The sequence below is a fragment of the Streptomyces sp. NBC_00829 genome, assembly GCF_045161795.1.
Lineage (GTDB): Bacteria > Actinomycetota > Actinomycetes > Streptomycetales > Streptomycetaceae > Streptomyces.
This window is the reverse complement of record NZ_CP108867.1, coordinates 7,710,807-7,732,037: the sequence shown is the minus strand read 5'-3', so window position 1 is coordinate 7,732,037 and position 21,231 is coordinate 7,710,807. Positions and strand designations below refer to the sequence as shown.

At 70.5% G+C, this 21,231-nt stretch carries 19 protein-coding genes and 1 pseudogene; 14 read left to right on the top strand and 6 right to left on the bottom strand.

Annotated features, from left to right (window positions below; translation table 11 throughout):
- Nucleotides 1-22 precede the first annotated feature (22 nt).
- From OG293_RS34655 to OG293_RS34635, 5 genes are all read left to right on the top strand, one after another.
- Complete coding sequence (locus OG293_RS34655; protein WP_406003807.1) at nt 23-322, top strand: (2Fe-2S)-binding protein; 300 nt, start codon at nt 23-25, stop codon at nt 320-322.
- Nucleotides 315-1,742, top strand: a complete 1,428-nt coding sequence (locus OG293_RS34650; RefSeq protein ID WP_406002696.1) for an NAD(P)/FAD-dependent oxidoreductase — start codon at nt 315-317, stop codon at nt 1,740-1,742. The genes OG293_RS34655 and OG293_RS34650 overlap by 8 nt, the downstream gene beginning before the upstream one ends.
- A 72-nt stretch (nt 1,743-1,814) precedes the next feature.
- Entirely contained in the window at nt 1,815-2,723 is a 909-nt protein-coding gene (locus OG293_RS34645; protein WP_406002695.1) for a dihydrodipicolinate synthase family protein, read from the top strand.
- Between the two features lie 18 nt (nt 2,724-2,741).
- The gene (locus OG293_RS34640; RefSeq protein ID WP_406002694.1) at nt 2,742-3,743 is read left to right on the top strand and encodes a proline racemase family protein; all 1,002 of its coding nucleotides are present in this window, start codon (nt 2,742-2,744) and stop codon (nt 3,741-3,743) included.
- A 115-nt stretch (nt 3,744-3,858) separates the two neighbouring features.
- A complete protein-coding gene (locus tag OG293_RS34635) occupies nt 3,859-4,581 on the top strand; it encodes a GntR family transcriptional regulator (protein WP_406002693.1) in 723 nt (240 codons plus the stop codon).
- A 129-nt stretch (nt 4,582-4,710) separates the two neighbouring features.
- Here the strand turns inward: OG293_RS34635 and OG293_RS34630 are convergent, their stop codons facing one another.
- Nucleotides 4,711-6,216 (bottom strand): serine/threonine-protein kinase, encoded by a 1,506-nt coding sequence (locus OG293_RS34630; protein ID WP_406002692.1) that lies wholly within the window; start codon nt 6,214-6,216, stop codon nt 4,711-4,713.
- A 227-nt stretch (nt 6,217-6,443) separates the two neighbouring features.
- Between OG293_RS34630 and OG293_RS34625 the strand changes: the two genes are divergently transcribed.
- From OG293_RS34625 to OG293_RS34615, 3 genes are all read left to right on the top strand, one after another.
- A complete protein-coding gene (locus OG293_RS34625) occupies nt 6,444-6,566 on the top strand; it encodes a hypothetical protein (protein ID WP_406002691.1) in 123 nt (40 codons plus the stop codon).
- Between the two features lie 122 nt (nt 6,567-6,688).
- Nucleotides 6,689-8,002 (top strand): diacylglycerol/lipid kinase family protein, encoded by a 1,314-nt coding sequence (locus OG293_RS34620; protein ID WP_406002690.1) that lies wholly within the window; start codon nt 6,689-6,691, stop codon nt 8,000-8,002.
- A 230-nt stretch (nt 8,003-8,232) separates the two neighbouring features.
- Nucleotides 8,233-8,646: an SHOCT domain-containing protein gene (locus OG293_RS34615; RefSeq protein ID WP_406002689.1), complete on the top strand. Its 414-nt coding sequence runs from the start codon at nt 8,233-8,235 to the stop codon at nt 8,644-8,646.
- Nucleotides 8,647-9,161: 515 nt separating this feature from the next.
- Here the strand turns inward: OG293_RS34615 and OG293_RS34610 are convergent.
- Both OG293_RS34610 and OG293_RS34605 read right to left on the bottom strand, forming a co-directional pair.
- On the bottom strand, nt 9,162-10,790 hold the full coding sequence (locus OG293_RS34610) for an acyl-CoA dehydrogenase family protein (protein WP_406002688.1): 1,629 nt from the start codon (nt 10,788-10,790) through the stop codon (nt 9,162-9,164).
- Nucleotides 10,787-11,386, bottom strand: a complete 600-nt coding sequence (locus OG293_RS34605; RefSeq protein ID WP_406002687.1) for a TetR/AcrR family transcriptional regulator — start codon at nt 11,384-11,386, stop codon at nt 10,787-10,789. The genes OG293_RS34610 and OG293_RS34605 overlap by 4 nt, the downstream gene beginning before the upstream one ends.
- 488 nt (nt 11,387-11,874) lie before the next feature.
- Here OG293_RS34605 and OG293_RS34600 point away from each other — a divergent pair, with 488 nt between their 5' ends.
- From OG293_RS34600 to OG293_RS34590, 3 genes are all read left to right on the top strand, one after another.
- On the top strand, nt 11,875-13,902 hold the full coding sequence (locus OG293_RS34600; RefSeq protein WP_406002686.1) for a PQQ-binding-like beta-propeller repeat protein: 2,028 nt from the start codon (nt 11,875-11,877) through the stop codon (nt 13,900-13,902).
- A 98-nt stretch (nt 13,903-14,000) separates the two neighbouring features.
- Nucleotides 14,001-15,749, top strand: a complete 1,749-nt coding sequence (locus OG293_RS34595; protein ID WP_406002685.1) for a glycosyltransferase family 2 protein — start codon at nt 14,001-14,003, stop codon at nt 15,747-15,749.
- Entirely contained in the window at nt 15,746-16,870 is a 1,125-nt protein-coding gene (locus tag OG293_RS34590) for a glycoside hydrolase family 26 protein (RefSeq protein WP_406002684.1), read from the top strand. The genes OG293_RS34595 and OG293_RS34590 overlap by 4 nt, the downstream gene beginning before the upstream one ends.
- A 100-nt stretch (nt 16,871-16,970) precedes the next feature.
- Here OG293_RS34590 and OG293_RS34585 read toward each other — a convergent pair whose 3' ends face one another.
- The 3 genes and pseudogenes from OG293_RS34585 to OG293_RS34575 all read right to left on the bottom strand — a co-directional run bounded on the left by OG293_RS34585 (nt 16,971) and on the right by OG293_RS34575 (nt 18,311).
- Complete coding sequence (locus OG293_RS34585; RefSeq protein ID WP_406002683.1) at nt 16,971-17,321, bottom strand: hypothetical protein; 351 nt, start codon at nt 17,319-17,321, stop codon at nt 16,971-16,973.
- A 104-nt stretch (nt 17,322-17,425) separates the two neighbouring features.
- Nucleotides 17,426-17,584, bottom strand: a pseudogene (locus tag OG293_RS34580) (DUF2252 family protein); the annotation flags it as partial.
- Between the two features lie 85 nt (nt 17,585-17,669).
- Entirely contained in the window at nt 17,670-18,311 is a 642-nt protein-coding gene (locus OG293_RS34575; RefSeq protein ID WP_406002682.1) for a GAP family protein, read from the bottom strand.
- A gap of 282 nt (nt 18,312-18,593) precedes the next feature.
- Here OG293_RS34575 and OG293_RS34570 point away from each other — a divergent pair, with 282 nt between their 5' ends.
- The 3 genes from OG293_RS34570 to OG293_RS34560 are packed head-to-tail and all read left to right on the top strand — an operon-like array spanning nt 18,594 to nt 21,229.
- Complete coding sequence (locus tag OG293_RS34570; RefSeq protein WP_406002681.1) at nt 18,594-19,043, top strand: DUF6325 family protein; 450 nt, start codon at nt 18,594-18,596, stop codon at nt 19,041-19,043.
- A gap of 41 nt (nt 19,044-19,084) precedes the next feature.
- Complete coding sequence (locus tag OG293_RS34565) at nt 19,085-19,369, top strand: SHOCT domain-containing protein (protein ID WP_406002680.1); 285 nt, start codon at nt 19,085-19,087, stop codon at nt 19,367-19,369.
- Between the two features lie 39 nt (nt 19,370-19,408).
- Nucleotides 19,409-21,229, top strand: coding sequence for a glycoside hydrolase family 15 protein (locus tag OG293_RS34560; RefSeq protein WP_406002679.1), 1,821 nt, complete (start codon nt 19,409-19,411; stop codon nt 21,227-21,229).
- The last annotated feature ends 2 nt before the right edge of the window (nt 21,230-21,231 follow it).

Here is a 21,231-nt window from a genome sequence, read left to right as displayed (position 1 = left end):
CGCGCCGCCCGAGAGGACCAGCATGCGCACCCCCGCGGAACTCGTCCACGCCACCGGCCAGCCGTCGTTCGAGATCACGCTGGACGGACTCCCGGTAACCGCGCTCCCCGGGCAGTCCGTCGCAGCCGCACTGTGGGGCGCCGGCATCCTCGCCTGGCGCACCACCCGGATCGCGCGGCGTCCCCGCGGTGCGTTCTGCGGGATCGGCCAGTGCTACGACTGCCTCGCCACCATCAACGGCCGACCCAACCGCCGGGCCTGCCTCGTACCGGCCAGGCCCGGCGACGCCGTCACCACACAGGACGGTCACGGCCATGGCTGACCTGTACGACCTCGCCGTGGTCGGAGCCGGGCCCGCCGGTCTGGCGGGCGCCGTGACAGCCGCCGGGCTGGGGCTGAGGGTCGCCCTGCTCGACGCGCAGCCCCGGGCGGGCGGGCAGTACTACCGGCACCCCGACCCCGCGCTCGGCGCCAGACGTCCGGACAGGCTGCACCACGGCTGGGCCACGTTCGCCCGGTTGCGGCGACGACTCGAAAGCAGCGGCGTCCGTCATTTCGCCGGACACCACGTCTGGACGGTGGTGCGCGAGAGGGAAGTGTGGGACGTCCACGCTGTGACCGGCGACGACGGCGACGGGGACCGGCCCGTACGAGTGCGGGCGGGGGCCGTGCTGCTCGCCACCGGAGCGTACGAGCGACAACTCCCCTTTCCTGGCTGGACCTTGCCCGGGGTCGTGGGAGCGGGCGGCGCGCAGGCCATGCTCAAGGAGGGGCTGGTGCTGCCCGGCAACCGCGTCGTCGTGGCCGGCAGCGGACCCCTGCTGCTGGCGGTGGCTTCGTCATCGGCCGCTGCGGGAGCGCACGTTCCGGAAGTGGTCGAGGCGTCCGGGTACGTCGGCTACGCGCGCCGTCCACGCGCCCTCGCAACCAACCCGGGCAAGCTGAGGGAGGCCGTCACCCATGGCGCCGCACTGCTGCGCCACGGTGTCCGGATACGCACCGGCAGCGCGGTCACCGAGGCGCACGGCGCCGACCGCCTGGAAGCGGTCACCGTCTCCCGTCTCGGCCGCGACTGGCGGCCGCTGCCCGGCACGGACCGCCGGATCGACTGTGACGCCCTCGCCGTGGGGCACGGCCTCGTACCGCGGATCGAACTGGCCACCGCCCTGGGCTGCGCCACGGTGCGAAGCGGGGACGGCACGTTCGCGCTCGCACTCGACGGGGACCAGGCGACCTCGGTGCCCGGCGTATGGGCCGCGGGTGAGACGAGTGGCATCGGCGGGGCACAACTTGCCCTGACGGAGGGAGAACTGGCGGCCCGGGCCATCGCCACAGGGTTGAACGGCGCGCCGGCCGTCACCGGTGCGCTGCGTCGCCGGCGCGCCCGGATGCGCGCGTTCGCCGACACCATGGTCGCCGCCCACGCCCCCGGGCCGGGCTGGCCCGGCTGGCTCACCGACGACACGGAGGTCTGCCGCTGCGAGGAGGTCACCGCGCGCGAGATCCGTGCCGCCGTGGACGATCTCGGTGCCCGCGACACGCGCAGCGTCAAGCTCATGACGCGGGCGGGCATGGGCTGGTGCCAGGGCCGTGTGTGCGGTCAGGCGGTGTCGTGCCTCGCGGGAGGAGCCGGTGCCCCCGAACGCCGGCCGTTCGCCACCCCGGTCCCGCTCGGGGTGCTGGCCGGGCTCGATCCTTCCGACTCCCCCGAATCCCCCGGCGCGTGTGGCGCGTCCGGCTGAATCAACTCCCCGCCCTTGCACGCCCCGTAGCCCAGTCAATGAAATGTCACCATTTACACGAAGGGAAAATTCATGACCTCCCGCTCCTGGAGCACCAACCGCCCGTGGCGCGGCATCATGGTCGCCACCGCCCTTCCGCTGCGCGACGACCTCTCCGTCGACTTCGACGCCTATGCCGAGCATGTGTCCTGGCTCATCGCCGCTGGCTGCGACGGCGTCGTACCCAACGGCTCCCTCGGCGAGTACCAGACGCTCACCGACGACGAGCGGGCCCGTGTCGTCCGCGTCGCCGTCGAGGCCGCCGGGGACGGAGCCCGCGTCATGCCCGGCGTCGCCGCCTACGGCAGCGCCGAAGCCCGCCGCTGGGCCGACCGGGCGGCCGAGGCGGGCGCCGGCTCGGTCCTGCTGCTGCCGCCCAACGCGTACCGCGCAGACGAGCGGGCCGTGCACGCCCACTACGCGGACGTCGCGCGGGCCGGGCTTCCGGTCGTCGCCTACAACAACCCGCACGACACCCGCGTGGACCTCACACCCGAGCTGCTCGCGCGACTCCACCAGGACGGCAGCATCGTGGCCGTGAAGGAGTTCAGCGGCGATGTCCGCCGCGCGTACCGGATCGCCGAACTCGCCCCCGAACTGGACCTGCTGGCCGGCGCGGACGACGTCCTGCTGGAGCTCGCCGTCGCCGGAGCCGTGGGCTGGATCGCCGGGTACCCGAACGCCCTCCCGGCCACCTGCACCGAGCTCTACCACTCTGCCGTCTCCGGCGACCTGGACACCGCACTGCCCCTGTACAAGTCCCTGCACCCACTGCTCCGCTGGGACTCCAGGACCGAGTTCGTCCAGGCCATCAAGCTCTCCATGGACATCGCCGGCCGCCGCGGCGGCCCGGTCCGCCCGCCGCGCCTCCCGCTCACCGGCGGCGCCGAGGCCGCCGTCCGGGCCGCCACCGAAAAGGCCGTCGCCGACGGCCACCACTGACCACGGGGAGGCCCACGCATGCGCACCCGTAATGTCTTCCACGCCGTCGACTCGCACACCGAGGGCATGCCGACCCGGGTCATCACCGGCGGCGTCGGCGTCATTCCCGGCGCCACCATGGCGGAGCGCCGGCTCCACTTCATCGAGCACATGGACCACATCCGCACACTGCTGATGTACGAGCCGCGCGGCCACGCCTCCATGAGCGGCGCGATACTCCAGCCGGCCACGCGAGCCGACGCCGACTACGGCGTCCTCTATATCGAGGTCTCGGGACTGCTTCCGATGTGCGGGCACGGGACGATCGGTGTGGCCACCGTCCTGGTGGAGACGGGCATGGTGCCCGTGACCGAGCCGGTCACCACCGTCCGGCTGGACACCCCGGCGGGCCTGGTCTCCGTCGACGTGCGCACCGAGGACGGTGTGGCGACCTCCGTCACTCTCACCAATGTGCCCGCTTTCTGTGTCGGTCTGGACCGCGCGGCGGATGTACCGGGATACGGAAAGGTGGCGTACGACATCGCCTTCGGCGGCAATTTCTACGCCTTCGTCGAACTCGACACGCTGGGACTGCCCTTCGAGCGGGCCCGCAAGGACGATCTGCTCGCCGCAGGACTCGCCGTCATGGAAGCGATCAACACCGCGGACCGGCCCGTCCATCCGGAGCAGCCGGAGATCTCCGGGGTCAAGCATGTCTACCTCGCCGCGCCCGGCTCGGACGCGCACCGGTCCCGGCACGCCATGGCCATCCACCCCGGCTGGTTCGACCGCTCCCCGTGCGGGACCGGCACCTCGGCCCGGATGGCGCAGCTGCACGCCCGTGGTCTGCTGCCGCTGCACCGGGATTTCGTCAACGAGTCCTTCATCGGTACGCAGTTCACCGGCCGTCTGACCGAGGAGACCACCGTGGGCACGCTGCCCGCCGTCGTGCCCACGATCACGGGACGCGCCTGGATCACCGGCACGGCGCAGTACTTCCTCGACCCGGATGATCCGTTCCCCACGGGCTTTGTGCTGTGAGCCCCGCCGTCCGCACCGGGCCCTGCCGGGTGGGCGGTTGGGACGTCCCCCTCTCGCCTGCGAGAACAACGTGACATTGTACCCTGGTGATCCGCGGCAGCACGGAAGGAACACCATGGGGCACCTGAAGCAGCGCAACCTCGTCACGGCCCGCGAGCGGCTGCGCGACCAGGTGGCTCACGCGCTGCGGGCCGCGCTCATCTCCGGTGAACTCCGTCCGGGCGAGGTCTATTCGGCTCCGGGGCTTGCGCAGGACTTCGGGATCTCCGCCACGCCCGTGCGCGAGGCGATGCTGGACCTCGCCCGGGAAGGTCTCGTCGAACCCGTACGGAACAAGGGATTTCGGGTCACCGAGGTCAACGAGCGCGACCTCGACCAGTACACCGAGATCCGCCTCCTGATCGAGGTCCCGGTGATCGGCCGGGTCACCCGCAGCGCCTCCCGCGAGGACCTGGAGGCACTGCGCCCGGTCGCCGATGAGATCGTCCGCGCCGCCCGCGAGCACGACCTCATCGGCTACCTGGAGGCCGACCGGCAGTTCCACCTCACCCTGCTCGGCCTCGCGGGCAATGACCGTCTCGTCGAGACGGTCGGCGATCTGCGCAAGCGCTCGCGCCTGTACGGACTCACGGCGCTGGACGAACGCGACCAGCTGCTGCCGTCCGCCGAGGAACACCTGGAGCTCCTCGAACTGATGCTGGCCGGCGACGCGAAGGGCGCCGAGGCCTGTATGACACGGCACTTGGGCCATGTGCGCTCACTGTGGGCCGAGGGGCGCAAGGACGCGGAGATCCCCGCGGCACGGCGTGCGAGCCGTGATGCCGCCGCGGCGGGCTGACGGTCGCCGCACGAGTCCTGCCTCACCTGATCACACCGGTCGCTCAGCATGGCGGGTGGCAACTCACGCGCGGACCCGGCCGGAGAGTGACAACTCACGGGCGACCCGGGGCGGGCGCCGTCCCGTCGGCTACGAGGCCTCGCCCGGCAGACGCAGTCCGGCGACAACCTTGTCGAAGACCGGCCGGTACTGCGACCACTGAGCCGCGGGCGCGCTGAGATAGATCACGTGCTGGGTGCCCGCACCGTCCGCGAAGGCCAGCTCCACGGCCCGGAAGCCGCGCTTCTTTCCCTTGAAGGTGAACTCCCAGTACCCGGCAGGGCCGCCGCGGAACGTCGTCGCGTTCATCCGCAGCCGCTCGTAGCCCGGGTTGTTCTGGCGGGTCTGCTCCTCCTCCACCTCGCGCCAGTGCCTCAGGGCATCCCCCTCCGCGAAGCGCGTACTGCTCAGGCGCAGCCCCACCAGTCCGGACGGGTCCACGTACGCGATCTCGCCGTTGTACGTGCTCGTGCGGCTCCAGCCGTCCGGCACCGGAAGGGCCAGGCCGCCGTCCTCCTCGGCGAGGCGGAAGCCGACGGGAACGGCCGGTGCCGTGGCGCCCGCGTGGGACGGCGCGGTACCGGAGGGGGCGGACGCCGAACGCCTGCCCCCATCGCCGACGCCATCCAGGAGCAGCGGTGTGAAGGCCGCGACGCCGACGACGACGGCGGCCGTCAGGGACCACATCACCGCACGACGGCCACGCCACCGCGCCGTAGCCGTACGGGCTGAGCCGGGGGCCGTCGCCGCGGGCAGCCGGATCGTGCCGTTCCGCTCGCCCGCCGCCTTGCCCAGCAGACGCTCGGCCGTCTCGGCGTCCATGCGCTCCGCGGGATCCTTGACCAGCAGGCCCTCGATGACGCGGGACACCCCTCCTGCCTGACGCGGGAGCCGCAGTTCGTCGACCACGATGGCGTGCGCCGTCGCGATGGGCACATCCCGCCGGAAAGGGGGGCTGCCCTCCACCGCGCAGTAGAGCATCGCCCCGAGCGACCACAGGTCGGATGCGGGACCCGGTCCGCCGTCCTTTCCCAGCAGCCGTTCCGGCGCGATGTAGTCGATCGAGCCGACCCACTCGCCGGTCGTCGTCAGGGACGGCGCACCCGACGGCAGGGCGATCCCGAAGTCGGAGAGAACGATCCGGCCGTCGTCGCCGAGCAGGACATTGGCGGGCTTCACATCCCTGTGGAGTACTCCGGCACCATGCGCGGCGCTCAGTGCCGCGGCGACGGCTGAACCGATGCGTGCCACCTCGGCCGGGGGCAGCGGACCACGTTCCCTGATCGCCTCCGCCAGCGTGATCGACGGGATGTACTCCATGACGACGCAGGGACGGCCCCCGTCGTCGACGACGTCGTGCACCACGATCACATGGGGATGGGAGATCCTTGCCGCACTGTGCGCCTCACGGCGAGTACGCTCGTGCAGGATCCGGACCTCTTCGTCGTCGAGGTGGTCGGGGACATGCAACTGCTTGAGCGCGATGTCACGTCCGAGAACGATGTCCTCTGCGCGCCACACCGTGCCCATGCCACCGCGGCCCACCTGCTCGGCCAGCCGGTAGCGGCCTGCCACAAGCCGTCCTGGATCAGACACGGTCCCGCCCCCTTCCGAGCCCCGAGCGGAGCTGATCGAGGGGGCCACGATAACCCCGGTGCCGATCGCCGGGACATCCTGATCAGGAGCATGCCGATCCCCCGCCGGTGGGCCGGTCGAAGGACGAATCGGCCGGGGAATGAGCCACCACCCGGCCGAGGCCGCCGTGCTCTCGGAGCGCCGACCAGGAGGGGCATCGCGACGTCGAGGCGGCGCATACAGCCGGAGTGGGTGGCGGCGGGGCCGCTGGCGTCGACGAGATCGAAGGGGCCGAGCAGTTCGGCGGTCATCCGCCGGCCCTCGCGGCGGCCCCGGTGGTGCTGGTCCGCCATGAGCGTCATGCGGGCTGACCGCACTGTTGCCCCGGGCGTACACATCAGGCCAACCGTCCGGATCAGCGCATAAAGTCGAAGGCGGAGCAGTTGTGAGAAGTCCTCGGCCGAGGCCGGGACGTCCCCTCACGAGGAGAGTCATGGACGGCGGATCCAGCACACGCGGCCACCCCGCACAGTGCTGGGCCGCGCGTCTGGCGATCGCGGCAGGCGTGGCGAGCGTGGCGCTCCTGCTCGGCTTCGCGGGGGTCAAGAGCTTCGGCCTGCTGGCACTGGGAGTCGCGGGACTTGCCCTTGCCGCGGCCGGCGGGTGGTGGGCGCTCACCCGCCGGGGCCTGGCGAGAGTACTGGCCCTCGCCCTGGCCGTGGCGGCCCCGGCGGCGGTGATCGCGCTGTATGTGGCAGCCGGGTTGCTCTGGGTGGCTCTCGCTTCGCTTGCGGTGTGGGCTGTTGCGGTGTCGGCAGGCTGGACCGCGCTCCGCGCGGACACCGTGTCACCCGCTCCGGTCGAGCATGCCGTTCCTCCGCCCAAGAGGCCCTTCCTCATCATGAATCCGCGGTCGGGCGGCGGAAAGGTGGGGCGTTTCGGGCTCAGGGAGAAGGCCGAGGCGCTGGGCGCCGGCCTCGTGCTGCTCGACCCCGAGCATCCCCAGGATGTCGCGGCGCTCGCGCGGGATGCCGTCGCCTCCGGCGCGGACCTGCTCGGAGTGGCCGGCGGAGACGGCACGCAGGCACTCGTCGCCGGTGTGGCCGCGGAGCACGGGATCCCCTTCGTGGTCATTCCGGCCGGGACGCGGAACCATTTCGCGCTGGACCTGGGCCTCGACCGTGACGACCCCGCGCGGTCCCTGGACGCCCTCACCGACGGCGTCGAGCTCCATGTGGACCTCGGGCGTATCGGGGAACGGGTCTTCGTCAACAACGCGTCGTTCGGGGCGTACGCGGTCGTGGTACAGAGTCCCGCCTACCGCGACGACAAGATCCACACGATTCTGCGGATGCTGCCGGACGTGCTCACCCATCAGACCGGGCCACGGCTGAACGTCCGCGCCGTCGGCGTGGCGGTCGACGCCCCTCAGGGCGTTCTGGTCAGCAACAACCCCTACCGGGTGGGAGATCGGGCCGGGCTGGGGCGACGGCAACGGCTGGACGGGGGGTTCCTCGGCCTGCTGAGTGTCAAGGTCGACAGTGCCGCGCAGGCGGTCGAGCTGCTGGGCGGCGGTCGCGCGCCCGGCCTCACCACGACGACCGCCGTCGAAGTCGTCGTCGATGCCGACGGGTCCGCGATCCCCGTCGGCATCGACGGGGAGGCGCTCACCCTCCCCGCGCCTGTGCGCTGCACGGTGTGGCCCGGCGCGCTGCGGGTCCGTGTCCCGCGCGTCCGTCCCGGCGTCCCCCGGGCGAGGCCGCGCCTGGACTGGCGGCGGCTGGGCCAACTCGCGCTGAGCCGATAGCGGCCAGCGAGGTGGCGGCCTGCCTGTCTTCTGGAGGGGTCGCCGGCGGTGGACGGCGGTGGCCGCGCGAGGGCGCTGACCGCCGCCGGCGCCGACATCGGCTGCGGCCCGGTGGTGGGCGCCGGGGGCCTCGCCCGTTCCCTCGTGTGGCGGCATGGATCGGACGGCCTCAATATTGAATCGGTCCTGTACGAAGCAGTTCGACTCGATACGAGCGGCGGGAGGACACCATGGACGACCTGTACATGGCGTACGACTACCCAGTGCTGGGCGCCTTCTGGACCGTCATGTGGATCTTCCTATGGATCATGTGGCTGATGCTGCTCTTCCGCATCATCGCCGACGTCATCCGGGACCACGACATGAACGGCTGGGCGAAGGCGTGCTGGCTGCTTTTCGTGATTGTCATCCCGTTCCTGGGAGTCCTGATCTACGTGATCGTTCACGGCCGTGACATGGGCACACGCGAGATGCGGCGGGCCCAGGAGCAACAGCAGGCGTTCGATTCCTACGTCAGGGATACGGCGGCGACGGGTGGTGAATCGAGTGATGCCGACGCGCTGGCCAAGCTGTCGGACCTCAAGGCCAAGGGCGAGCTGACCGAGGAGGAGTTCCAGCGGGCGAAGGAGAAAATCCTTCATTGACGCGCCGGCAGCCGCCACCGATTGCCTCCGGCGTCACGCCGTCGGGGAACACGGTGCCCTGAGCGGCGATCGGAGCGGCCACGGACGATCCGGCACGCGGGCTGAGAAACCAGCCCGCGTGCCGCCGTGAACGGCTGCTCGGGAGCCCCCGGTGGGAGCATGGACGGGCGCGCACACCGGGTCGCGGGGCTACCCCTGCCCGCTGCCGCCCCGCCCCTCAACGCCCCGTCATGACCCTGCACTACAGGGCCTGACCTGGCCTTTCACTTGAACGGCCCATACGGTCTCCCCATCGCGGAAGGGGACTTGATGGACCGGACCATACGATGACGCCCGGCTCAGCCGGGCCTTCGGGGTGAAGGCCCGCGGGCCGGTGGTGGCGGACTGATGGTGGAGCGGCCCTCTCGGCCGCGCCAAGAGGCCCGGGCCGCCTTCTCGACCGCGTCAAGGGCGCGACGGTGCTGCGGCAGCCGCTGCTCTCCCCCGCCGCGTTCGGCGATCGCCGGCCGTTCCGGTCAGAGCACCTTCGGCGTGGAACGGGCGATGATCGCGGTGAGGTCGACGCCGGAAGGAAGGGTGCCCAGAGCATGGCCCCAGTCGCCGCCCAGCCGGGAGGCGCAGAAGGCGTCGGCGACGGCCTGGTGCCCGTACCGGACGAGCAGTGAGCCCTGGAGCACCAGCGCCATCCGCTCCACGATGCGGCGCGCCCTCATCTCGATGTCCTTGACGTCGGCCAGCTCGCCCCGCAGCCGGCGCACGGCGCCGTCCAGCCGAGCATCGGCTCCGGCTGCGGCCGACACCTCGGTGAAGAAGGCCTCCACCGCCTGCGGTTCCTTGACCATGGCCCGCAGTACGTCCAGCGCGGCCACGTTGCCCGATCCCTCCCAGATGGACATCAGCGGGGACTCGCGGAACTGGCGGGGCATGCCCGACTCCTCGACGTATCCGTTGCCGCCCAGACACTCCAGAGCCTCGGCGGTGTGCGCCGGCCAGCGCTTGCACACCCAGTACTTGCTGACGGCCAGCGCGAGGCGCTTGAACACGGTCTCGGACGCATCGCCGCGCACGGACCGGTCGGTGGCACCGGCCAGCCGCATCATGAGCACGGTCGCGGCCTCGGACTCGACCGCCAGGTCGGCCAGCACATTGCGCATCAGCGGCTGGTCGACGAGGTACGCGCCGAATGTCTGCCGGTGCACGGCGTGGTGGGTGGCGGTCACCACGCCCTGTCGCATGCCGGACGCGGCCCCGATCACACAGTCCAGCCGCGTCATGTTGACCATCTCGATGATCGTGCGCACGCCGCGGCCCTCGTCGCCGACCCGCCAGGCGACCGCGTTCTCGTACTCCACCTCCGAGGACGCGTTGGACTTGTTGCCGAGCTTGTCCTTCAGACGCATCAGGCGCAGCGGGTTGAGCGTGCCGTCGGGCCGCACACGCGGGACCAGGAAACAGGTCAGGCCGTCGGGTGCTTGGGCCAGGGTCAGGAACACGTCGCACATCGGCGCGGAGGTGAACCACTTGTGCCCGGTCAGGCGGTACGAGCCGTCCGGCTGCGGCTGGGCCCTGGTGGTGTTGGCACGGACGTCGGAGCCGCCCTGCTTCTCGGTCATCGACATGCCGGCCAGCAGCCCGGTCTTGGTGAGCGGCGCGCGGAGCCCGAAGTCGTACGATCCGGCCGAGAGCAACGGCTCGTACTGGGCGGCCAGTTCGGGGCTCTGGCGCAGGGCGGGTACCGCGGCGTAGGTCATGGAGACGGGGCACCCGTGTCCCGCTTCGGGCCGCCAGGTGTAGAACTTGGCGGCGCGGGCGACGTGCGCACCCTCTCGGTCGTCGGCCCAGACCGCGGCATGCAGGCCATGGGTCACGGCCGTGCGCATCAGTTCGTGCCAGGCCGGGTGGAACTCCACTGTGTCGACACGGTGCCCGTACCGGTCGTGGGTACGCAGAACCGGCGGGTGTTCGTTGGCCAGCCGTCCCCACTCCTGGGCCTCGGCGGAGCCTGACAGACGCCCGAGCCGGTGCACCTCGGCGGTTGCCCAGCCCGCGCCCTCGCGGACGAGACCGTCCAGCAGGGCCGGGTCCTCCGCGGTGTCGTGGCCCACGAGCTCGGGCACCTGGTTGAACACGTCATGCGTCGTCACGGTCGGACTCCTAGGGCGCGGCGGGCGAAAGCTATGAGTGCGGGGATGGTGCCGGGGCCGGCCGAACCGGCCGCGAGCGGGCCGACCAGGGCCTCACTGATGGCGCCCACCATCGCTGTGGCGCTCACCTCGGGGTCCTGGTCGGGCAGTTCACCGCGGGCGATGCCTTGGGCGATGTAGCGGGCGAAGCCGTGGGCGTAGGCGCGGCGGAAGGCCAGGCGCTCGGAGTCGACGGCCGGGTCGACGGGCTCGGCGAGCAGGGCATAGGCGAGCCGGGGCGACGCGAGGGCGCGGCCGGCAAAGGTCTCGACGATCGCGGCCAGCCGGGCCTCCATGGTCGTCTCCAGGTCCGCGGCCCGGGTCACCGCGTCGATCTCGCGTTGTGAGGCGGTACGGAAGACCTCCGCCACCAGGTCGGACTTGGCCGGGAAGTGGCGGTAGACGCTGCCGGTCGCCACATCGGCCCGCGCGGCGACCGCGGCGACCGAGCAGCCCGCGTACCCCTGCTCGGCGACGATGTCCAGCGCGGCCGTGAGGATCCGCTCGCGCAGAGCCGTGAGCCGGGCCTGGATCCCGGGTGTTCTTCGGTAGGCCACGCAAGAAGTGAACCACGATTCATTTATTCGGCTCAAGAAGCGTCGGGTACCGGACTCGGCCGGGCGGGAGGGGACGGACGGCTGCACCCGCGCCTCTGCGCGCGACGGCGTGGTCCCGGACCGGGACCACGCCCGGACGGTTCAGCGTCCGGGGCTGCCCATCGCCCGGTCGTGGCGGAAGAGACCCCTCGGGTCGTAGCGACGCTCGACGGCGAGGTGCGGTCGTAGTTGTCGCCGCAGTAGGCCGTCGAGGAGATGGCCGGATCGGCCGGATCGCGCCGCCGTCTCGGCGACAGATTCGCGCGCACCTGGACCACTCGCGTCACCGCTGTCGCACATGCTCGCCTCGTCCGAGCAAGCACAACATGCCTTCATCTGATCATACTTATCGAGATGATCGGCTTCGATATCTGATGTCCATGAGTATCCGATACACTTCCGCGGCAGCGACATGGTTATTTGTCCAGGATGTGACCCGGGGGGGCACCTTGGAACCATTGGGGCCCGACGACCCCGCCACCGTGGGTCCTTACCGACTGGTCGCCCAGTTGGGCAGTGGCGGCATGGGCCGGGTCTACCTCGGACATTCGCCCAGCGGCCGGAAGGTCGCCATCAAGGTCATCCGCCCGGAGTACGTACAGGATTCGGCCTTCCGGCAGCGCTTCGCACGCGAGGTGATCGCCTCCCGCGCCGTGAGCGGATTCTTCACCGCCGGAGTGGTCGACGCCGACCCCGAAGGACGCCGGCCGTGGCTGGCGACCGCGTACATCCCCGGCCCGTCACTGCAGCAAGCCGTACAGAGAAGCGGGCCGTTGCCCGAACGTTCCGTCCGGGCACTGGGCGCGGCGCTGGTGGAGGCACTGACGGCGATTCATGGAGCGTCGCTGATCCACCGGGATCTCAAGCCCGCCAATGTGCTGCTGGCCCAGGACGGGCCGCGCGTCATCGACTTCGGCATCTCCCGCCTCTCCGAGCACAGCGGGCTGACGCTGACCGGGACCACGATCGGGTCTCCGGGCTATATGTCCCCCGAACAGATCCAGGGACTGCGGATCGAGCCGTCGTCCGACGTGTTCTCGCTCGGCTCCGTACTCGCCTATGCCTCCACGGGCGCGGGCCCCTTCGGCGAAGCGTCCGTACCGGCGCTGCTGTACCGGGTGGTGAACGAGAAGCCCGACCTCCAGGCGGTACCCGACGGGTTGCGGGAACTGATCGGCTGGTGCCTGGCGAAGAAACCTGCCGACCGCCCGGCACTGAACGCACTGATGCCCGCCCTGACCGGCGGTCGGCCGCCGGCCGAACTGCTCGCGGCGGGCTGGCTGCCGAGGCCCTGGAATGACGAGGACACGGCATCGGCGCCGCCCGTCCCCGAGGCGCCGACCTCGACCACGGCCCGGCACACCCTCGTCCCCGCCCCGACGCCGGTCCCCCAGCAGCCGCCGAGCCCGCCCCATGGCCCGCCCGAGCGAGCGGTCAGCCGTCGCCAGGCGCTGTACACCGCGGCCGGGGCGCTGGCAGCCGGCGGTCTTGCTGTCGCGACCTGGGCGATCATGCGGGACGGCGAGTCCCCCGCACCCGGTTCGCTGCGCTGGCGCTTCACGACGACGGGGACGGTCCTTTCCCACCCCGTAGTGGCCGGGGATCTCGTGTACGCGGCGAGCAACGACGGCACGCTGTACGCACTCACCACCGCCGACGGGCGCCAGCGCTGGAAGTACACCACCGGCGCGGCCATCGGCTCCGCGCCTGCCGTGCTGGGCGGCAGCGTCTACCTCGGCAGCGACGACCGCATCCTGTACGCCTTCGACGCGCGCTCCGGGAAGATCCGGTGGCGGTTCACCACGAAGGGCATCGTCCACACCCCGGTCGTGACAGGCGGCGTGGCCTACGTCGGCAGCGCGGACCACCGGCTGTACGCCGTGGACTCCGCCGGCGGAAAGCGCCGCTGGGCCTTCACCACGGACAACGACACCCACTCCCCCGCCGTGTCGGGCGAGACGGTGTACGTCGGCAGCAGCGACACCAATCTCTATGCGGTGGACGCGGCCACGGGCGAGAAGCGATGGACCTTCACCACACGCGGGGCGGTGTCCGGCATCCCGTCCGTGGCGGGCGGGCTGGTCTGCTTCGGCAGTACCGACGGCACCCTCTACGCCGTCGACGCGGACACGGGGAAGGAAGTCTGGCGATTCCCGGGGGCTTCCGTCGGGTCCAACCCGGTGATCGCCCGGGGCTCCGTTTACGTGGGAGGCGGCAAGAACCTGCACGCGCTGGACGCCGCCACCGGCAGAACCACATGGACGTTCACGGCCGCGTCCGACGTCCACGCCCCCGCCGCAGCGGGATCGGTGGTGTACGTGGGCAGCGACGACAGCAAGCTCTACGCGGTGAACGCCGCGACAGGAAAGCAACTGTGGAACTACTCCGCCTCGGCTCCCGTCCACACGCCGACCGTTGCACAGGACACGGTGTATTTCGGCAGCGCCGACAGCACCCTGTACGCCGTTGATATCTGAACGAACCGGGAACCGGGCGGCCGACGCACACAGTCCTACTCACCGCAAGTAGTGGCCTTTTCACGACTGAGTGATGGTGTTGGTCATCAAGGGGGGACATGTCCAGATATCCATCCCGGCTGGATCGGCGCGCCGAGGGGAGGAACCGCCGGAACGCGTCGGCCGTCGCGGCCTACGAGCGCGCCGCCCGGGGCTGCGGCCCGCTGGCCAACCCGCGCCGGGAAGTGGGATTCCACTCCGTGCTGCACCTCGGCGACAGGGTCACGCTGACCGCGGTGACCGCGGCCACCGCCCTGGCCGACATCGTCTTCATCGGCTGGCTGCTGCTGCCCGAGCATGTGCCGGGGCCCGGGGTGACGGGACTCGGCAGCGGCTGGCTGTTCCTCGCCCGGTTCGGATTCTGCCTGGTGATCGCGGTCGAGACGATCAAAATCGTGCAGGCGGTGGCCATTTGGGTGTTCGCGTTCCGCGCGAAGGACCCCATCCCCATGGTGCCGCCGAGCGGACTGCGGGTCGCCATGCTGACCACCATCGTGCCGTCCAAGGAGCCCCTCGCCGTCGTACAGCGGACGCTGCGGGCGATGCTGGAGGTGGAGCGGTGGGACTGCGCCGTGGACGTCTGGATCCTGGACGAGGGCAATGACCCGACCGTACGGCAGATGGCCGCGCGTCTCGGGGTCCACCATTTCAGCCGGAGGGACCGGCCGGAGTACAACCAGCAGTCCGGCCCTTACCGTGCGCGCACGAAGTCCGGGAACCACAACGCCTGGCGCGCCGAGCACGAGAACGAGTACGACGTGGTCGCCCAGATGGACCCGGACCATGTGCCGCTGCCCTGCTTCCTGGAGCGGACGCTGGGCTACTTCCACGACCCGGACACCGCGTTCGTGGTGGCGCCCCAGGTGTACGGCAACGCCTACGACAACTGGGTCGCCCACGGCGCCTCGGTGCAGCAGTACCTGTTCAGCAGCATCGTCGAGCGCGGCGGCAACGGCCTGGACGCGCCGTTGCTGATCGGCACCAACCACCTGTACCGGGTGGCCGCATGGCAGCAGATCGGCGGCTATCAGGATTCGATCATCGAGGACCATCTGACGAGCATGAGGGTCCACGGCACGATCAACCCCGCGACCGGCAACGGCTGGAAGGGCGTCTACACCCCCGACGTCGTAGCCGTCGGCGAGGGCCCGACCACCTGGACCGACTACTTCAACCAGCAGAAGCGCTGGGCCTACGGCATCTGGGAGATCAAACTCAACCCGCGGCTGCGGCAGGGCATCCGGCTCCGGCCCCGCCAGCGGCTGCTCTACGACCTGGTGCAGTTCTACTACCCGAGCGTGGCCATGAACCTGGCGCTCGGCACCCTCGCCACGGCCATGTACATGCTGCTCGGGGTCACCTCGATCCAACTGCCGGGGCTCCCCTGGTTCCTGCTCTGGTCGGCGGGCATGGGCGGATCGTTCGCCCTGTGGCTCTGGCTTCGCCGGTTCAACCTCGCCGAGCACGAGAGGCGGGAGTTCGGCATGGCGGGGATCCTGCTGACGCTCTTCGCCGGCCCCGTGTACATCGCCGCCGCGGCGAACGCCCTGCTGCGCCGCCCCCTCGCGTATGTCGTCACCGCCAAGGGCGATCTGCGCAGCTCGGAGTCGCTGCGCACCTTCCGCCTGCACCTGCTGTGGGCCCTGCTCGCCGGAGCGCTGCTGATCGTCAGTTTCCTCGGCCACCACGACTACACCGGGATGCGGGTGTGGACGCTGCTCGGCCTCGCGGCCGGCTCCGCCCCGCCGCTGCTCGCTCTCGCCGAAGGCCTCTCCACGCGCCTGCGCACCGCGAGGGCCGAACAGTGAGGATCACCACGCCTCGGGTGCTCGCGCTGGTGTGTGCCGGGCTGCTGTCCTGGTACACCTTCCAGGTGGCACCGGATCTGGCCGACCGCGAACGCCGGGCGGCAGTCGCGCGCGCCGACGCCGTACTGCCGCCGACGACCGTGCTTCCGGACGACGAGCACACGCCGGCCCGGCCCGAGTCATCCGAACCCAAAGTGCCCTTCCCGGCCCCGGGCAAGGCGTTCATCGGGGTCTTCACGTCCGAGGGCACCCACGACTTCACGGAAGCCGCGGACTTCGCCCGGCAGACCCGGCACCGTCCGCAGGTGTTCGAGTTCTCGGCCGACTGGGCGAGTGACGTTTTCGACGCGGAGGCCATCAACAAGGTGGCCAGGCGGGGCATGCTGCCGATGGTGGCGTGGGAACCGTGGGACCACAGGGCGGAGGCGAAAGAACCCACACTCCGCGGGGAGCAGTCCAGGTACCGGCTGTCGAGGATCATCGACGGCTCGTTCGACTCCCACCTGCGGTCATGGGCGCGGGGCATCGCATCGCTCCGCTATCCGGTGGCCATCCGCCTCGCCCACGAGATGAACGGCTACTGGTACCCCTGGTGCGAGCAGTCCAACGGCAACCGCCGCGGAGAGTACGTCCGGGCGTGGCGGCACGTCCACAAGGTCTTCGAAGCGGAGGGAGCACGCAATGCCGTGTGGGTGTGGAGCCCCAACGTCAGCTACACCAACTCCACAGCGCTGAACCGGCTGTACCCGGGAGACGCGTACGTCGACTGGGTGGGCCTGTCCGGCTACTACGGCACCGTGGGCAAGGAGAACTACCAGTCGTTCGACCGCCTCTTCTCTCCGACCAGGACCGAACTGCGCCGCTTCACCCGCAAGCCACTCGTCATCACCGAACTCGGCGCCACCGACGCGGCCGGGCGGAAGGCGGAGTGGATCACCGGCATGTTCCGGGCGCTCCCGCGCCACCCCGACATCATCGGCGTCATCTGGTACCAGGCGGTGAAGGAGATCGACTGGCGGGTGGGTACCGACCGCGCCTCGTCGTCCGCGTTCGCCGCCGGGGCCTCGGCGAGCCGGTACCAGCAGCCGTGGGGGCCCGCCATGACACCCCGCCTTCGGTGAGCCGGGGCGGATCGCCGCTCGCCGTTCCTCGCCTGAGGCACACCGGCGAGGGGCGGCGGGCGAGGACCCGGGCAAGGGGCGACACGAACGCGACCGCCCTTCACCGCCTGGTGAGGACAGACGGCGCACCGGCCGACTGGGCACCTTCGTCGCCCAGACCCAGCGTGTCGCGGCCGGTCATCGCGACGACATAGATGTTGCCCTTGGGGCAGGCAACGGCGGTCGATGGGGCGGTGGGGTGACTGGTGACCGCCTCGACAGCACCGTCAGGCCGGCCCCCGTGAGAAACGCGCCGGGAAGCCGGGGGCAACCAGCGGACCAGACCGCCCAGCAGCAGGTGCTGGGGCCACCACCGGACGAGCGTCAGGCTGACGGCGGTCACCGGCACGCCCAGCCACAGCCCGACGCCGAAACCGTCGTGCAGGGGGCCCTGCACGAGCACGACGAGCATCCAGACGGCGATCCAGGCCAGCCACCTCCAGACAGCGAGCGAGGAGCCCGTCGTCGGCAGTGCCCAGGCCCGTCGGCACAGCCGTTGCAGGGCCCGGCTGCAGGGTGGGCGTCGCCGCACAGCTGGGCGCGCAGGCCCGAGTCGATGGTCGTGGCCAGATCACTCGCCATGATCGCGGCGGCGCCCCGGTAGAACCGGAAGGGGGACTCGGACATCCGCCCGTAGCGGATCGGGACAAGCTCCAGCACACGCGTCGCGGACCGTCTCCGGCAAGCCCCCCATCGGGTGGTACGGCACCCCGGCTCACGGGGGGCGCGGCAGGGGTCTTCGGCCGGTGGTGCGGGACCGTCAGACGAGCTGGGCGATACTCCTGCCGACCAGGAACAAGCCCAGCGCCAGGCACAAGGTGACGATGGCCTGGTCCTGGTGTCGCTCCATCCAGGTGCGCAGTGCCGCGAGCCTGGCCCCGGCAGCCATGGGACGGAACGTCGCGTACAGCTCCATCGCCAGCAGGCTGGAGCTGGCCAGAATGCAGTACAGCACCAGCGTCAGCCAGGTGAGGGGCTGCGAGAGGTTCGCCTTCATCACGGTCGCGGCACCCGCGGCGACGAGCCCCCAGGGCTGGAGCAGGACCGCGAGGCCGGCCGCCGTCCACGGGGAGACGTCGCGGACCTTCGACTGCCATGCGGAGTTCCGTCGGACGCGGCCCGAGGCACGGCGCTTGTGCACCCCGTAGGCGATCAGGCCGACACCGATGGCCAGTTTCACCGCGAGAGACGCGGTCGTCGGTGCGGAGTGCGGCTGTGGTGGCTTCCCGCCGGTGAAGATCAGTACGCAGGCGATCACGAGTACCAGGCAGGCGAGCCAGGAAAGAATGAAGACGAGGCCCTTGCGTACGCCCCTCTCCGCGGCCAGCACCAGGATGAACGCCATGACCGGAAACGGTTCGAGGGTGATCGCCAGGCCGATGAGAATGAGGTCGAGAGTCATCTGGGCCCTCTCACTCTGCGGGGACCGGTTCCACCCCGGACGCGTCCTTTCGTCTGCCGCATCCAGCCAGACACGGACCAGGGGGAAACGCGAAAGGTGGTCGCCCACTGGGACGACCGGGGGCGCGGGTCTCTTTGGGGCTGGGCGACCCGACCCGAGGTGCATGGAGTTCCGTGCGGTGATGCAATGGATGCGGTGGTGGCGCGAAAGCCCACCGACACTTCGGAAGGGTTTCGCCGCGGATGAGCACCGTCGTCGAACCGCACCATGCGAGGAGCCCTCATGAGCGTCGAAGAATTTTCCGACATGGGTCCTGTCGACTACCTGGTCGTTGAATTCCCCGGCAACCGAATGACCGGCGAGGGCCTGCCGCTGCTCGTCGATCTGGTAGAGCGCGGCATCATCCGGATCCTCGATCTCAGCTTTGTGAGAAAAGAAGCGGACGGTTCGGTCACAGGGCTGGAAATCGCCGACATCGACGGCGACGGCACACTCGATCTGACCGTCTTCGAGGGCGCCTCGTCGGGGCTGCTCGGTCAGGACGATCTTCAGGACGCAGCCGCCGTGCTGGAGCCGAACAGCTCCGCGGGGATCATCGTGTACGAGAACGTGTGGGCCGCTCCCCTCGCAGGGGCCCTTCGGCGCAGCGGCGCCCAGTTGGTGGCCAGTGGACGGATTCCGGTGCCGGCCCTCGTGGCCTCGCTCGAAGCCTCCGAAGGCCAGTCCGGTTGAGGCAGCCCGCAGCGGCTGCCCGCGAGACAAGGACACAGCGCATGCCCGGTCTACTCCGCGGGGTCGCCCGCACCGCCGTCGTCGCCGGCACGGCGACGACGGTCTCCAACCGTGTGTCACGACGGCAGGCCGGCCGGTGGGCCGAACAGGACCAGCAGCAGCCAGCCGCGCAGCAGCCCGCCGCCGAGCCTCCTCCCCAGGCCGCACCGCCGCCCACGATGGAGAACAAGATTGCCCAGTTGAAGGAACTCGGGGATCTCAAGGCGCAGGGCGTCCTCACCGAAGCCGAGTTCGAGGAGCAGAAGCGCAGCATCCTCGGATCCTGAGCGAACGCGCGAAGCGCCGGAGTTTCGATCGGAGCTCGCATGGACCGCTATCCCCCCATCGCCGACCACGGTCTGATCGGCGACCTCCAGACAGCCGCTCTCGTCTCCGCCCAGGGCGTCATCAACTGGTTCCCTGCTCCCCGCTTCGATTCCCCGAGCGTTTTCGCCGCCCTGCTCGACCATGACCGAGGCGGATACTTCCGTTTCGCTCCCGACGACACCGACTCGGTCTGCAGACAGCTCTACTATCCGGACACCGCCGTCCTGGTGACCCGCTTCATGTCCCCTGACGGCGTCGGTGAGGTCCTCGACTGCATGCCGCCGGACCAGGTCCTCACCCCGACGGACCGGCACGCACTGCTGCGTGTCGTACGTTCCGTGCGCGGCACTGTCCGCTTCACTCTGGAGTGCCGACCGCGGTTCGACTACGCGCGGGCCACCCATGAGCTCGAACTGGGCCCGGAGGTCGCGGTATTCAGGGCGCCGGCCCAGACCGGCTACCTCCAGGCCACGTTCCCGCTGGAGCGCGACGGGGTCGACGTCCGCGGCGAGGTCACCCTCAACGCCGGTGAGTCGGCCGGCGCCGTGTTCACCGTCTGCGAACCGGACGGCGAACAGCCCGCTCCCTTCTCGGTGGAACAGCTGACCACCCGGGTCTTCGCCGTGGGCGACTTCTGGCAGAACTGGCTGCGCGGCTCCCGGTACAACGGCCGGTGGTCGGAGATGGTCAACCGTTCGGCGATCACCCTGAAGCTGCTCACCTACGGCCCCACGGGGGCGCCGGTCGCCGCGGCGACCATGGGTCTGCCCGAGCAGATCGGGGGCGAGCGCAACTGGGACTACCGGTACTCCTGGGTGCGTGACGGTGCGCTGTCGGTGCGGGCACTGCTGGACCTCGGTTTCGTCGACGAGGCAGCCAGTTTCACCCGCTGGCTCGGGGACCGGATGCACGATCGCGCGGACTCTCCGGGTGAGCGTCTGCAGATCATGTACCGGGTCGACGGAGACCCCGACATCCCGGAGGTGATCCTCGAACACCTTGAGGGGTACCGCGGCTCGTCCCCGGTACGGGCGGGGAACGCCGCGATGGACCAGCTGCAGCTCGACATCTACGGCGAGGCCCTCTACGCCCTGGCCGAGGGCCAGGAGGTGGGCGTCCATGCGGGTTACCACGCCTGGAAGGGGCTCGCCTCGACGCTCGACTGGCTCGCCGACTCCTGGGACCGCCCGGACGAGGGCATCTGGGAGACCCGAGGGGGCCGCCAGAACTTCACCTACAGCCGGGTCATGTGCTGGGTCGCCTTCGACCGTGGACTGCGCCTGGCGCAGGAGTACAGCCGCCCCGCGGACCTCGCACGCTGGACCGCCGCACGTGACGCCATCCTGGAGCAGGTGATGGACCGGGGGTGGAGCGAGAAGGAGCAGGCGCTCGTCCAGCACTACGACGGCGACGTCATGGACGCCTCGCTGCTGCTCATTCCCAGGGTCCGCTTCCTGGCCGCCAAGAGCCCCGGATGGCTGTCCACCCTCGATGCCGTGGACCGCAGGCTCGTCTCGGACAGCCTTGTCTACCGCTACGACCCGAAAGCGTCCCCCGACGGGCTGCGCGGTTCCGAAGGGACGTTCAGCCTGTGCACCTTCCTCTACGTCGACGCGCTCGCCCGCGCCGGGAGGCTCCCCCTGGCGCGCTATGCGTTCGAGAAAATGCACACCTACGCCAACCATGTGGGCCTCTTCGCCGAGGAGATAGGCCCGAGCGGTGAGCAACTGGGCAACTTCCCACAGGCGTTCACCCACCTCTCGCTCGTCATGGCCGCGACCACCCTCGACGATGCCCTCAACCGCGAGCAGCGCCGCTGACG

Bases quoted from the DNA above. Each gene is read 5' to 3' on its own strand.
- OG293_RS34655 (WP_406003807.1), top strand. From the start codon at position 23: ATGCGCACCCCCGCGGAACTCGTCCACGCCACCGGCCAGCCGTCGTTC.
- OG293_RS34650 (WP_406002696.1), top strand. From the start codon at position 315: ATGGCTGACCTGTACGACCTCGCCGTGGTCGGAGCCGGGCCCGCCGGT.
- OG293_RS34645 (WP_406002695.1), top strand. From the start codon at position 1,815: ATGACCTCCCGCTCCTGGAGCACCAACCGCCCGTGGCGCGGCATCATG.
- OG293_RS34640 (WP_406002694.1), top strand. From the start codon at position 2,742: ATGCGCACCCGTAATGTCTTCCACGCCGTCGACTCGCACACCGAGGGC.
- OG293_RS34635 (WP_406002693.1), top strand. From the start codon at position 3,859: ATGGGGCACCTGAAGCAGCGCAACCTCGTCACGGCCCGCGAGCGGCTG.
- OG293_RS34620 (WP_406002690.1), top strand. From the start codon at position 6,689: ATGGACGGCGGATCCAGCACACGCGGCCACCCCGCACAGTGCTGGGCC.
- OG293_RS34615 (WP_406002689.1), top strand. From the start codon at position 8,233: ATGGACGACCTGTACATGGCGTACGACTACCCAGTGCTGGGCGCCTTC.
- OG293_RS34595 (WP_406002685.1), top strand. From the start codon at position 14,001: ATGTCCAGATATCCATCCCGGCTGGATCGGCGCGCCGAGGGGAGGAAC.
- OG293_RS34585 (WP_406002683.1), bottom strand. From the start codon at position 17,321: ATGCTCGTCGTGCTCGTGCAGGGCCCCCTGCACGACGGTTTCGGCGTC.
- OG293_RS34575 (WP_406002682.1), bottom strand. From the start codon at position 18,311: ATGACTCTCGACCTCATTCTCATCGGCCTGGCGATCACCCTCGAACCG.
- OG293_RS34570 (WP_406002681.1), top strand. From the start codon at position 18,594: ATGAGCGTCGAAGAATTTTCCGACATGGGTCCTGTCGACTACCTGGTC.
- OG293_RS34565 (WP_406002680.1), top strand. From the start codon at position 19,085: ATGCCCGGTCTACTCCGCGGGGTCGCCCGCACCGCCGTCGTCGCCGGC.
- OG293_RS34560 (WP_406002679.1), top strand. From the start codon at position 19,409: ATGGACCGCTATCCCCCCATCGCCGACCACGGTCTGATCGGCGACCTC.